15 protein-coding genes and 1 pseudogene are annotated in these 12,386 nt (G+C 58.6%); 8 read left to right on the top strand and 8 right to left on the bottom strand.

The window, feature by feature from the left end:
- Positions 1–179: 179 nt before the first annotated feature.
- Positions 180–1,175: a tyrosine-type recombinase/integrase gene (locus CKO42_RS24635; protein ID WP_200251158.1), complete on the top strand. Its 996-nt coding sequence runs from the start codon at positions 180–182 to the stop codon at positions 1,173–1,175.
- A gap of 83 nt (positions 1,176–1,258) precedes the next feature.
- Here CKO42_RS24635 and CKO42_RS24630 read toward each other — a convergent pair whose 3' ends face one another.
- The 4 genes and pseudogenes from CKO42_RS24630 to CKO42_RS24620 form a co-directional block, all read right to left on the bottom strand.
- Positions 1,259–2,167 carry a nucleotidyl transferase AbiEii/AbiGii toxin family protein gene (locus CKO42_RS24630; protein WP_200251148.1) on the bottom strand — a complete coding sequence of 303 codons (909 nt, stop codon included), beginning with the start codon at positions 2,165–2,167 and terminating at the stop codon, positions 1,259–1,261.
- A complete protein-coding gene (locus CKO42_RS24625; protein WP_338034997.1) occupies positions 2,164–2,610 on the bottom strand; it encodes a type IV toxin-antitoxin system AbiEi family antitoxin domain-containing protein in 447 nt (148 codons plus the stop codon). The genes CKO42_RS24630 and CKO42_RS24625 overlap by 4 nt, the downstream gene beginning before the upstream one ends.
- 21 nt (positions 2,611–2,631) lie before the next feature.
- Positions 2,632–2,778: pseudogene (locus CKO42_RS28360) on the bottom strand (type IV toxin-antitoxin system AbiEi family antitoxin domain-containing protein); the annotation flags it as partial.
- A gap of 262 nt (positions 2,779–3,040) precedes the next feature.
- Positions 3,041–3,910 (bottom strand): PA4780 family RIO1-like protein kinase, encoded by an 870-nt coding sequence (locus CKO42_RS24620; protein WP_200251123.1) that lies wholly within the window; start codon positions 3,908–3,910, stop codon positions 3,041–3,043.
- 597 nt (positions 3,911–4,507) lie between these two features.
- Here CKO42_RS24620 and CKO42_RS24615 point away from each other — a divergent pair.
- From CKO42_RS24615 to CKO42_RS24605, 3 genes are all read left to right on the top strand, one after another.
- On the top strand, positions 4,508–4,855 hold the full coding sequence (locus CKO42_RS24615) for a hypothetical protein (protein ID WP_200251120.1): 348 nt from the start codon (positions 4,508–4,510) through the stop codon (positions 4,853–4,855).
- Positions 4,856–5,040: 185 nt separating this feature from the next.
- On the top strand, positions 5,041–5,925 hold the full coding sequence (locus CKO42_RS24610) for an alpha/beta hydrolase (protein ID WP_200251117.1): 885 nt from the start codon (positions 5,041–5,043) through the stop codon (positions 5,923–5,925).
- On the top strand, positions 5,873–6,298 hold the full coding sequence (locus tag CKO42_RS24605) for an SRPBCC family protein (protein WP_200251114.1): 426 nt from the start codon (positions 5,873–5,875) through the stop codon (positions 6,296–6,298). The genes CKO42_RS24610 and CKO42_RS24605 overlap by 53 nt, the downstream gene beginning before the upstream one ends.
- A gap of 51 nt (positions 6,299–6,349) precedes the next feature.
- Here CKO42_RS24605 and CKO42_RS24600 read toward each other — a convergent pair whose 3' ends face one another.
- A complete protein-coding gene (locus CKO42_RS24600) occupies positions 6,350–6,736 on the bottom strand; it encodes a hypothetical protein (protein WP_200251099.1) in 387 nt (128 codons plus the stop codon).
- A gap of 146 nt (positions 6,737–6,882) precedes the next feature.
- Entirely contained in the window at positions 6,883–7,458 is a 576-nt protein-coding gene (locus tag CKO42_RS24595) for a tyrosine-type recombinase/integrase (protein WP_200251095.1), read from the bottom strand.
- A 784-nt stretch (positions 7,459–8,242) separates the two neighbouring features.
- On the opposite strand from CKO42_RS24595, the gene CKO42_RS24590 reads away from it, so the two are divergent.
- The 4 genes from CKO42_RS24590 (at position 8,243) to CKO42_RS24575 (ending at position 11,447) form a co-directional block, all read left to right on the top strand.
- Positions 8,243–8,605 (top strand): DUF2002 family protein, encoded by a 363-nt coding sequence (locus CKO42_RS24590; protein WP_200251084.1) that lies wholly within the window; start codon positions 8,243–8,245, stop codon positions 8,603–8,605.
- Positions 8,606–8,683: 78 nt separating this feature from the next.
- Complete coding sequence (locus CKO42_RS24585; RefSeq protein WP_200251082.1) at positions 8,684–9,163, top strand: hypothetical protein; 480 nt, start codon at positions 8,684–8,686, stop codon at positions 9,161–9,163.
- A 20-nt stretch (positions 9,164–9,183) separates the two neighbouring features.
- Positions 9,184–10,563 (top strand): DUF2130 domain-containing protein, encoded by a 1,380-nt coding sequence (locus tag CKO42_RS24580; RefSeq protein WP_200251079.1) that lies wholly within the window; start codon positions 9,184–9,186, stop codon positions 10,561–10,563.
- A 47-nt stretch (positions 10,564–10,610) separates the two neighbouring features.
- The gene (locus CKO42_RS24575) at positions 10,611–11,447 is read left to right on the top strand and encodes an HNH endonuclease (protein WP_207148819.1); all 837 of its coding nucleotides are present in this window, start codon (positions 10,611–10,613) and stop codon (positions 11,445–11,447) included.
- Positions 11,448–11,523: 76 nt separating this feature from the next.
- On the opposite strand, the gene CKO42_RS24570 is transcribed toward CKO42_RS24575, so the two are convergent.
- Positions 11,524–11,766, bottom strand: a complete 243-nt coding sequence (locus CKO42_RS24570; RefSeq protein ID WP_242479675.1) for a WGR domain-containing protein — start codon at positions 11,764–11,766, stop codon at positions 11,524–11,526.
- Positions 11,756–11,872 carry a helix-turn-helix domain-containing protein gene (locus CKO42_RS28765; RefSeq protein WP_476737487.1) on the bottom strand — a complete coding sequence of 39 codons (117 nt, stop codon included), beginning with the start codon at positions 11,870–11,872 and terminating at the stop codon, positions 11,756–11,758. The genes CKO42_RS24570 and CKO42_RS28765 overlap by 11 nt, the downstream gene beginning before the upstream one ends.
- Positions 11,873–12,386 lie beyond the last annotated feature (514 nt).

Raw genomic sequence — 12,386 nt, 5'->3', positions numbered from 1 at the left:
GTCAGCTTCAGGCGCGCGCTGCATCGATGTGACCAGGTTTTTCTTCATGCACGTGATCCCCCTGCCCTTCAGCGCACGCTGCTTGGCATCCCAGAACGGCGCGTTGATAAAGGCCGGAGTTAGTTGAGACACACATAAAAGCGGTTATGTCCTATTCTAGGCGCAGAGGAGGGCACATCATGACGGGCGAGCTGGTTTCGGCGACATCTGGGGTTCTAACGACATCTGGCGGCGCGCCGGGGTTGCCGTCGCTGATCGTGCGCGCCGGCGGCAATGCTGAGCGGCGCTACCTGGAGTTCTTCGCGGCGCAAATCCGCAACCGCAACACCCGCGAGGCGTACCTGCGCGCCGTCCGTGGCTTCCTCGACTGGGCTGAGCTTGAAGCCGGGATCGAGGACCTTCTGGATATCGAGCCACTGCATGTCGCGGCTTGGATCGAGCTGAAGACAAGGACCTACCAGGCGCAGAGCGTCAAGCAGCAGCTCGCGGCACTGCGCCATCTGTTCGACTGGCTGGTCACCGGCCATGTCCTGCACACGAACCCGGCATCCTTCGTCCGGGGGCCGAAATTCTCCTACACCAAGGGCAAGACGCCGATCCTGACGCCGACGGAGGCCCGGAAGCTGATCCGGTCGATCCCGACCGATACCTTGGTCGGTCTGCGGGACCGGGCGCTGATCGGGCTCATGATCTACACCTTCGCGCGGGTCTCGGCCGCGGTGACCATGAACGTCAAGGACGTCTACCGCAAGCAGGATCACTTGTGGGTGCGCCTGCACGAGAAAGGCGGCAAACGCCACGAGATGCCCTGCCAACATAATCTAAAGGAGTGGCTCCAGGAGTACATCGAGGCTGCGGGCATCGCCGAGGACCCGAACGGGCCGCTGTTCCGGTCTGTGGACCGCAAGACCAAGCAGCTCGGCGCTAACAGGCTCGACCGGCAACGCGCCTGGGCGATGGTCAAGCGCCGGGCGAAAAAGGCCGGCATTGACACGCACGGCATCTGCAACCACACCTTCAGAGGTACCGGGATCACGGCCTACCTCGAGAACCCCGAGGCCAAGCTCGAGCACGCCCAGCAGATGGCCGCGCACTCGGACCCGAAGACCACGCGACTTTACGACCGGCGCAACGACCAGGTCTCCCTCGATGAGGTCGAGCGGATTGGGATTTAGGACCCTGCCTCGGCATAGCGAGCGCGAATTTCCATTCTATCGGGTGCTCCGACACACTCCAGGGAACTGCCGTTCTACAAGGTTCAGTTCCAACCATCACTGGATTGCCAAAAGGCTGACCATGCACCACCCGATCGTGCGACATCCAGGGGCAACTCTAGGAACCCCCGAAGCCGGGAGAGCACGGCGTCCAATGCGATCGACTCCAGCGCATTCTTTTTAAGGAAGGCGCGCCACTGAATCTGCTTCTGAACATCAGTCGAGAAGTCCTCGGACAAACCGAACGGTACACTGGCAGGGAACGGCGTTCCTCGGCGCTCGAACGTGGCCCGAATCGCTCTGGCTAAGGTCGCGCCGTCAAAGTCGGCATGGGATGCCAGCACCCAGAGGTCGAAGAAGTCCTTCATGCGACTGTTGGCGATACCGAGCGATGTCAGCGCTTCCAGCTTCTCGGCGACGACGGTGTAGCGAGGATAGGCACGCAACCGCGGTCCGGGCAGCTCCGGCAGCAAGGTCGGATAGTTGACCAACTCGGGCGCTGGTATGACGGCGTCACCAAACCCGACATCGATCTGCACCGGACAGCGGGCGCCGGCGAGCACCCCGATCAAGGTGATGCGGATACCACCGTAGCTAGCCTCTTTGCGAATCTCGCTGGCCGAAATGGTCGCTGGCTGAAAGCGGATGCCGTCGTCAGGTTCTCCTGAGATGGAGCAGAGTTCCATGAAGATCGTCTCGAGGATCGAGGTCTCGGCAGGACCGAATCCCAGCAGGTCGGCATCGCGAGTCGGACGATGGGGAATATCGAACCAGAGGTCGAATAACAGTGCGCCCTTGAGTAGGAAACGCTCGGCGTGTACTGAGACGCCCAATCGATACAGGAGCCGCTCCAGCGCATAACGGGTCAAGATCAGATTGAAATCCTGCCCTTCGGCCTTGGCCTTGTTAAGGAGGCGGGCACGCACCGATGCACCGATGTCGGTTCCGCTCACGCCAGACTCTCCAGGTACGGACGCATGACATTTGCAACCCGATCCAGCCGGGCGTAATGCCACAGATCATCGATGCTAGCGCGACGGCCGCCCTCGCCCTCCTGCCCGAGTGTCTCCTTCAATGCCTCCAAGGCCACATCAAGGCCAATCTTGTTGCGGTGCTTGAAACAGTCCGCCACGGTTCGGGCCACGTTCGTGATCCGTACAGGAACGCCGTCAATCTCGTGCACATCGATCCCCTCGGCCATACCGGCTTCCGAAAAACGCACGATGCGTAGCGTCGGATACTCCAGCTTCGGCGGATGCGCCTTGCTCGGAATACCCAACCAAACCTCGAACGGCGCCTGGGTTGTCAGCTCGTGGAAGCGCAGCGCCGACAGCAGACAAACAACGCTCTTCGGATGCTTGCGCGCAACCTCGGCCAACGCCGAGTGCTCTGACACGGGCCGGTCCGGCAATGCATAGAGTCCTCGTCCGACTCGGGTTAGGCGGCCTTGCCGAACCAGTCGCGTCAAGGACACCCGGGGCAAACCCTTGGCTTCAAGATCAACGGGACGGATAAGGCTTTGGTCACGGGCCAGGGCGAGAATGGACGCTTGGTGATCAGGCATCGGATCGCGTGTTCCTTAACTGTACGATGGCTTTCTATTTTCTGCCTTTTCGGAACACAAAACAAACCTTAGCTTGGTCCAGAACTCGCGAAGCTGTCACGAGCCTCCAGATGCCGATTTTCTAATGTTTTTACGCCCGTGTCCGTTGAGTGAGGCGCTCGCTACACTTCGGGTATTGTTTTCGGAACGCTTCCTGGGGCCTAGCGATTTAAGCTGCTCGGAGCCTGAAAACCGGGGACCCTCCCAAGCTGAATCGGAGCGTTTACCAAGGTTGCAGACATTTACACGTATCCTGATCAGCCCCGAGCTTGCCCCGTGTCGCCTCCACCTCGGCTTCGTGGATTTCGCTCAGGATTGCGTCAAGATCGACCGTCTGATGCTGGCCTTTGAAATGCCCCGTGAGTGTCACGTCCGGTGTCAGATGGCTCTGTTCATACAGATGCCAAATTTCCTCGGCGTAGCTGGTCGTCAGCAGCTCAGGCGCAAACTGTCCGAAATAGCCTGCCAGAGTGTTGACATCGCGCGCCAACATCCAAGGGGCATGGTTGTTCGCCGCCGCATCCACGGCCTGCGGCAGGTCGATGATCACCGGACCTTGCGCATCAAGGAGCACATTGAATTCGGACAGGTCGCCATGGACCAGTCCGATGCACAGCATCTTCACCACATCGCTGATCAGTGATGCGTGATAGGCGCGCGCCTGTTCGAGCGTCAAATCCACCTCATCCAGACGGGGCGCGGCCTCGCCCTCGGCATCGGTGATCAGTTGCATCAGCAAGACGCCGTCGACGAAGTGGTAAGGCTGCGGGACTCGCACCCCGGCGGCGGCCAGGCGATAGAGTGCGTCGACTTCGGTGTTTTGCCACACATCTTCTTGCTCCTGGCGCCCATACCGTGAGCCCTTTGCCATCGCCCGCGCTTTGCGGCTATTGCGCACCTGACGCCCTTCCCGATACTGCGCCTGCTTGTGAAAGCCGCGTTGACTCGCTTCTTTATAGACCTTGGCGCAGCGGACAGCCCCCTCGGAGCGGACCACATAGACCGCCGCCTCCTTGCCACTCTTGAGCGCATAGAGGACTTCGTCGACCAGGCCGTCCTGGATCAAGGGCTCGAGACGTTTGGGGGTTTTCATGGATCACTCATTGGAGGGCGCACGGGTCGCCAGACAAGGAATCACACGACGCTGAGTAAGAGTGGACGTCGAACATTGCGTGTGCGGCGCTGGCTGCTTGTTCGCGCTATGGTCCCACGACAGAAGTCGTATCACCGTACTGGGCTTTAGACGAGCAACCCATCCTGCGCAAAGGCCAAGGGTCTGCGGGTCGGCATCGGCTCGTGAGCATCGTCCCAGGCGGGCGGTGCGCGTGCGGGCGCAATCGGCGGCGTCGGTGATGAGAATGACGATTCTCGCATCGTTCGCTATCAGCTGCACTGCCACCGTCGTTGTTCTCAGCGCCGATGTGTCCTCTGAATCGTTTGCGGACAATTACCACTCAGGAACGAGCAAAGGCGGCCCGTGCCTCAGGCGCACGATCATGCGGTGGATCAATCTGCAATGGTCAGCGCGACCGAGCTCGCTAAATTCGCGCGCAATAGCCTGATCGACAACAAGGATTCGACAAAGAGAACAGTGGCAGGCGGCAGCGAGTCAGCGGCGTGCTCGTGCGTTGACCATGCATTCTGAGCCGGCTAATCTCCGCGACATGGTCTCTCTATCCACGGTCTTCCGATGCAGAATCTGACAGTGCGGCAGCGCCTGTTGATTGCCTTTGGGCTGGTCGTCATCATCCTGCTGGTTCCGATTGGAGTCGCCTACACAGGGATCGAGGCGATCGAGCAACGCCTGGTCCAGTTTGAGATCGATCCTGGAACCTTGGCGCAGTCCGGCTCCGGCAGCCGGTCTCTTCCGACAGACCTCTCAGTGCAGGAGACCGCCAAGCGCGTCAAGCTGTTGGTGACGATGAGTTCGATCATGGCGCTGGTACTCGCCGTCCTGCTCGCACTGATCACGTCCAGAGCCCTCAGCGCTGCCTTCAAGCCCACGGCTGACGATCCTTCGTCGACCCAGGGCCAATAACCGCAGCGGAGCCAGCGCGCAAAGACCGATCTTTCAGATGTCGGCTTGGCTGGCTGGTCGATGATGCGCGAGTTTGGAACTCGACCAGCTGGCTCATTCCGTCGCCCTTCGCCACCTGCGTCGCCTGCAAGGTCTGCACCATCCGCACATGCTGGCGTTTGGGATCACTGATATCCTGACGCCTCATGCTTGCCAAGCTCATATCCCTACTGCTGCTGACTTTGCTCGGCGTGCTGCTGTTCGGCCTCCTGCTCTGGTGGCTGCAGCCAAAGATGATCTTCTTTCCCGACGAACGGTTGCAGGCGACACCGATCGATTGGGGGCTCGAGTATGAAGAGGTCGAACTGACCACCGAGGATGGGATCAGCCTGCATGGCTGGCGGATCAAGCCGCCCAGAGCGCGTGACACTGCGCCGCGCACACTGCTGTTCTTCCATGGCAATGCCGGCAATCTCTCCCATCGAGGCGATTCGATCAGAATCTTCACCGACTTGGGGCTCGAGGTGCTGATCATCGACTATCGCGGCTATGGTCGCAGCCAGGGCTCACCCTCGGAACAAGGACTGTATCGGGATGCCACGGCGGCCTGGCAGTGGTTGACGCAGGTCCGGGGTACACCGCCCGAGGACATCGTCCTCTTCGGCCGTTCACTCGGGGGCGCGGTGGCGGCCTGGTTGGCCGCGCGCACGACGCCCGCGGCGGTGATCATCGAATCCAGCTTTGACCGGATGCAGAGCCTGGCGGAGGTGCATTATCCCCTGCTCTCGCGCCTGATCCCGCTTCGGGTCGCCTTCCCGGCCGTTGAGGAGATCGCCAACGTGCAGAGTCCGCTGCTCGTGCTGCACAGTCCCGACGACGAGATCGTGCCGATTTCGCTTGGGCGGCGGCTCTATGAGGCGGCGCCTGGGCCGAAGCAGTTTGTTGAGTTCCAGGGCGGCCACAATAACGGCTTTCTGCGTTCGCAACCGCAGTATCAGGATGCCCTCGCCGCGTTTCTCGACCAGAGCGCCGCGCCAGATGAGAATGCTGAAGCAGCGCCCGCCCAACCTACCGACACCGATGCTGATTGAAGCGCTGGATCTCGGCGTACCGGCCGCGCTGGCCTGGCGGCTGCTGATCGATACCGATGAGTGGCCACGTTGGGGACCGAGCGTGCGCGCGGTGGACGTCCCGCAGCGGCTGATCGGACCTGGCCTGCACGGGCGGGTGCAGACACCCGTCGGGCTCTGGCTCGCGTTTGAGATCACCGACTGGCAGCCGGAGCGCGCCTGGTCTTGGCGGGTTGCTGGTCTGCCGGCCACGGGTCATGAGGTGCTGCCGCTTGATGCAGGACGCTGTCAGATCCGCTTTCTGATTCCGCCGTGGGCGCCGCTGTATCGACCAGTCTGTCGCCAAGCGTTGCAGCGTATTGCTGCGCGTGCACAAGTCGTCTCAAGAGGATGAACGCTAGGGATGCGAACCTAACCTTGGGCTAAGCACCTAGAGATGCCGTCATCAAGGGTTATTCGCCAGACGCGCAGCATCCATCTCATCAATAACTTCTTTTAGATGGTTTTCATAGAGATAGTCCATTCGTCCCATCATGCGCATGCCATGACAGGATCTGATATCTGCTTTATCAAAGCGTTTAGACATTTCCCCTACGACAGCGATATAGGAAAATTCTTTCATGCGTTCCCTTTTTACTCCCTCATAGCCACGTAAAAAACGCTCGCGCATGATGGTATAGATTTCCGCAGCAGCATGGATGAACTGGCGACTATAAGCGCTTAGCCTACGGCCATCTCCGGAATCCGAATCACTACTTCCACCATACTGCTTACAGATCCCAATGAGTTTTTCAACACGTGACTCTTCATCTTGGGGCAGCTCTATCATCATATACCTTAAATTTATCCAGCAAAATCCTATGCCGCTGCGTTCATTTCTCAGTGCTAATAACGCGAAGACATGTCGATGATCAGGCACTAACCCGAAAGTCTTAAGAGCCAGAGTCAAAGAGCATGAACAACGTGACGCCCCATCGACTAAGAATCCCACACTGTGGTGATTCGGTCGGGTCGAGCCACAAAATAGCGAGCCGCGCTACTGGGTGTTTTTAAGCCAAGGTACTCTTGCACGGCATGAAGATCTCTGAGTTTCTCCGCAAGATGGTACCCACAGCTGTGGCGCAGCATCATCGGGTGTACGGGAAACCGGATGCCAGCGCGCCGTGCTGCCTTGTCAACGATGTGATGAATGGCTCGAGACTTGATTCCGAACAGCAGTTCGGGCGGCTCTTCTGGCTCATCGAAGATCGATCTCCAGGGGTTGTGATACGAATCCCAAAGACGGGACAAAGCAACGCTGTCGTCCTCGGTTAGGACATGCTCACAGGATAACCCCTTGCCTTTTCTTCGGATGCGCAGCGAGCGCTGAGCGAGCGACACATCCTCCCAACGCAGTGCTTCCGCCTCAGAGACACGCAGTCCGTGGTGGTACATCAACGAGATCAACAAGCCGTCTCTCGAACCCAACCGATCGACCATGCGGTAGATCTCCTCAGGATGCAGATACTCGCGATCGCGGCGGTCACGATTTTTGGGCTTTGTCGGGGGGTACATCGCCTTACCTGAATCGGGTATCCAGACCTCATTTTTGTTAACACTATAACAATATGAATATAAAGGCAAAAAGCTTGCCTAAAATCTTTCTATTCAGACATTCGAGCCGCGGGTAGATAACGTCAGACCGTCTTGCTCAGTGAGGTGCAGAGACGATCCAGAACCGCGAGCATGACGGCATCTGTGTATTTTATCGCCTTGTTCTAAAAGCACTAATCCGAATTCAATCTCATCAGCATCCCTCTACGCCGGATCGTCGCGCGTGCGTTCAGGAACCGGCCTTTCAGATGACCAAATTTTACAACCATTGTATTTGTTATATAAATATTTGCCGAAAATTTTATTTTCGGTGAAAAATAGACCACAGTTAACTCCGATAGCTTGGTTCCCGTGACGTCGCGAACAGCCTGAACAGCCGACCCCAGCGGGAGACCATCACCTTGAAACTCACTGAACACGCCGTCCAGCGCCTACAGCAACGTGGGATCGCTTTGCCGGCGCTTGCGCTGCTTTGCCGGTATGGACGAACCGAGCATTCCAACGGAAGCCGTATCCGCTACTTCGACCGCTGTAGTTGGCGACAGCTGATGCGGGAGACTGCAGTGCAGATAACGGAGCCCGAACGTCTATCGCGCCTCTATGCCATCGAAACTCACCAAGGGGACATCGTAACGGCGGGCCATCGCTACCGCCGCATCCGACGGGACTATCAACCGGGCCGGCGTCAAGCACGCCGTCGCTCGCACCGGTCCCATTCACTGCAATCAACGAGGTAACCACCACCGTGGCCATCAACATCGACACCATCGAAACCGTCCTGCTCGACAACGGCTTTGCCTTCGCGCACGAAACCGCGAAGTACAAGGAACTCATCCACTCAGACAGTGGCGAGAGCGTCTACCTGAACAAGGCCGACCCGAAAACCTACTCGCAGCTGATCGTACATCCGCGACACCTCGATCAGCGCACTCAGCTGATCGGCTCCGGAAGGGGTATCGGCAGCAGCAGCGAGACGCGCTTCGGATCGAACCTGCGCAAGTTCCCTGAGGCAGTCAATCGCGGCGCGAAGCCTAGCCCTTATGGCGTTCCGTTCGGCTTCGAATCCGCCGAGAGCCTTAAGGTCTTCGTCGCCGACGTCTTTGGCTAACCGATATCGGTCGTCTCAACCGTAACCACCCTTTGATCGACCCCGGCCAAGCTGGCCGGGGAGGAGCACGTATCACCCTTGAATCCCATGGATGCACTGCAGGCCCTGAAGCGCCGCGGCTTTGAGCGCCACATCGCCGAGTTGCTGCGGCTACGCCGCGAGCAAGGCACTGGCTCGTTCTTCACACCTGAGGGCGACATGCAGCCCTATGCCAAAGCCTATCTCTACCAGTGGCTGACCCCGGACCTACCGGGTGGTCCGGAAGCCATCCCCAGCTTGCATTGGGACACGGCGACTGAGCCCTGCACCCTCGAAGAGCTGAAGCGACAGGAAGGACATCCGCGGCACTGGGCCGCTGCTTACCGCTTTGTGGATGTGCTGTCGATCCTCGAGGACGAGGGCACGCAGCTGCTCACAGGGACTGCCGCCGACCTGGACACGGATGCCTGCCGCGACGCACAGATGGCCGAGTATCAGGACAGCTTGACCCTGATCGATGATCCCCGCTGGGACCAGGCGGACGACGACGATCGCGTTGTGTATTTGAAGACCGTATGACCTTGGAGCACTGCCTCGACATGAACGGAACCACGATCCATTGCCCGAACTGTGACCACGAATTTGCGCTCTCCGAGGTGCTGCAGCGCCAGATCCGCAACGACCTGGAGCGACGCCTGAAGACCGAGCATGAGCAACGACTGCAGCGGGTCATTGCCGAGACCGAGCAACGCGCCCGCGGTGAGTTGGGCTTGGAGCTGAAGGATCTGCAGAACCAGCTCAGCGAGCACACCCGCAAGGCCGAGGATGCCCAAGCGCGCGAACTGAAACTGCGTGAGGAGAAGCGCGCGTTGGAGGAGGCGAGCAAGCGTCAGGCGGAACAGATCCGAACGGAGCTCGAAGCGGCACTGCGCGAAGAACAGAGCGCGCAGCTCTCCAAGGACAAGGCGGCCATGGAAGCCAAGCTGCGCGAGCAGAGCGCGCTCGAGCTTGCGCAGCTGCAGGCCGATCTGAACGCGCAGCGCGAGAAGGCGCGCATCGCGGAGGCTGCCGAGCTGGCCCTGCGCCAAGAGAAGTCCAAGCTCGAGGAGCGCGCCGAGCAGCTCGATCTGGAGATCGCGCGCAAGGTCGATGCCGAGAAGCAAAAGCTCGAGCTCCATCTGCGCGAGACCTTCGCCAAGGCGCAGGACCTCAAGCTCAAGGAGAAGGAAAAGCAGATCAGCGATCTGCGCGAGGCCTTAGACGATGCGAAGCGGCGCAGCGAGCTGGGGTCGCAGGAGCTGCAGGGCGAGGTGCTGGAGTTGGACATCCAGGCCCAGTTGGAACGCCAGTTCCCGGCTGATCAGATCGCCCCGGTGCCGAAGGGGATGCGTGGCGCCGATATCATCCACCAGGTCAGCAATGACCGCTTTCAGGTCTGTGGCACGATCGTCTGGGAGAGCAAGAACACCAAGGGCTGGCAAGCCAACTGGATCGATAAGCTCAAGCAGGATCAGCGCAACGTCGGCGCTTCAGCGGCGGTCATCGTCTCGGTGGCTCTGCCGAATGAGATTCAGGGCTTCGGGCGCATCGATGGGGTGTGGGTCTGCAGTCTGCAACTCTGGCCAGCCCTGGCCATGGCGTTGCGGGAGCAGCTCATTCAGGTGAGTCAGGCGCAAGCTGCCCTGGCTGGGAAGGGTGAGAAGATGGAGCTGCTCTACGAGTATTTGGCCGGCACCGAGTTCCGCCAGCGCGTGGAGGCGATCGTCGAGGCCTTCGAGGCGATGCAACTGCAGGTTCAGCGTGAGCGCCGAGCGATGGAGAAGCAGTGGAGCGAGCGCGAGAAGCAGCTGCAGCGGGTACTCTCGAGCACGGCGGGGATGTATGGGGCGCTGCAGGGGATTGTCGGGAGTGGGTTGGCGGCGATTCCGGCGCTGGATTTAGAAAACGAACCACGCTTGAACGCAGGTTCAGGTGGCTGATCCTCGCATTAAAGCTGGAATGCATCACTAGCTATGGAGAACATGAGTTGCTTAAAGTAGATGAAGCTTTAAATATCCTTCGGTCGCGCAGTGACCTTATGAAGCGACTTGAGGGCGAGACTAGACAAAGGCATGTAATGATGTTCGAAACAGTTGCTACTGGCCGCCAACTCGGCTTTTGGTTACGGCCGCCACGAGGGCGGAATAACGGTGTTCGTATAAAGCTAGAATATATCCCCGCTGACATCACCGAGATTGAGAAAATTGAATGCGCGAAAAGCGATGGGCTAAGCAAGCCAAGCTCAAAGATACCTAATGGGAAAGGCGTTTGCGTATTCGTCTCTGACGATGAAGCACTTGTTAAGCTACTTCAGTCTTACAACGGCAATACAAAAAATGTCGCATCTGTTCACCCAACACAAGTTTCCGTGCTTGACGTATCAAGTGATAAGACATCACGAGACTCGTGGCGCAGCGAGTTTAGTGAACCACAGGATGAAGACCTGCCTCGGCTACAGTTATTCGCTCGGAAGCTTCGTCGCGGACAAGCCAGCTTCCGTAACATGCTGTTGGAACTTTATGACAGAAGGTGCGCGGTTAGCGGCCAAGGCCTACCTGTGGTGCTCGAAGCTGCTCATATCTGGGAACATGCGGCATCTGGCATTAACCACTCGTCCAATGGTCTGCTGCTTCGTGCAGACATCCACATACTTTTTGATGAAGGACTTCTACGGATTCACCCAGAGTCTTTGCTCATTGAAGTGGCGTCTGAACTGAGGGGCAGCGAATACGAGATACTCGCTTCTAAAAAACTACGTGAGAGAAAAGACGGCTCCCGTCCGAGTTCAGAGTTCCTCGCTAAACGTTACCAGGCAGACAACTAACTCGCCCAACGAGGCTCTCCAGCGGACGGGCTATCGTCCGCCGCTGAGCTTGGCCGTTAGGTTTCAGCCCCTTATTTTATATAGCCTCTACGTCTTTTTTCTTCTCAATACTTCGCAACGCTTCGATAGCTTCCTCCTCGGTGTCGAAGGGATCTCGGCGTAAGGTGCCGGGACTGCCGATGCGTCCCCACTCCCGGATCAGATCACAGCCTCCAAACAATGTCGGCGCCAGGTGCAGGCAGTAGTAACGGAACATACCGGTCTTGGGTTCCCGGCGTTCGAGATAGACCATCGCACGCTGCTCGGTGTCAGGCGCCATGGCCTCCCTCCTTCACCGTTGAGTTCGCTTTCAGGTACTGATAGAGCGTCTCGCGGCTGATTCCGAACTCGCGGGCGATGACAACATTCTTCTCGCCTGCAGCCACCCGCTCCTTCAGATCCTAGATCTTCTCGGCCGTCAGGGCTGGCTTGCGACCTTTGTATTTCCCTTTCTTGCGAGCGATGGCAATGCCCTCACGCTGACGCTCGCGGATCAGGGGTTTCAGGCGCAACGGAACAGAAAACCTAGGTAAGGGTTAAAGCTCCGTGGTTTTCGGCGATTCGCAACCGGTTGTTTCTCTGTGGTATACCCACGCGATACGCTCGCGGTGGAACAGTTTCACCGTCTCGTTTGGGTTTGCTCGGGCACTTTTGAGACGCGACTCCGATCGAGTCTAGACCCTACCGAGACGATCCTGCCTCCGATGATTGCCTGTACGGGTCTGATTGTGGCTCCTGCGCATTGGGTGCGGTCTGACCGGAGGTTTACCTAGCCCATCTTTAACACCCATATTTATAATTCCTTTTAGATCATTAGCTTGCGCTGCATGAAATCGGCGAGTGGCACTACAAAGTCGCCATTCTTGAAAATGGGGTCGTTCAGACGAGCATCTTGGTCAC

Origin of the sequence: Lamprobacter modestohalophilus (genome assembly GCF_016583905.1) — a bacterium.
In the GTDB taxonomy this organism is placed as follows: domain Bacteria; phylum Pseudomonadota; class Gammaproteobacteria; order Chromatiales; family Chromatiaceae; genus Lamprobacter; species Lamprobacter modestohalophilus.
Note: the sequence above shows the minus strand (reverse complement) of the source record. Positions and strands in the feature narration are given on the sequence as shown.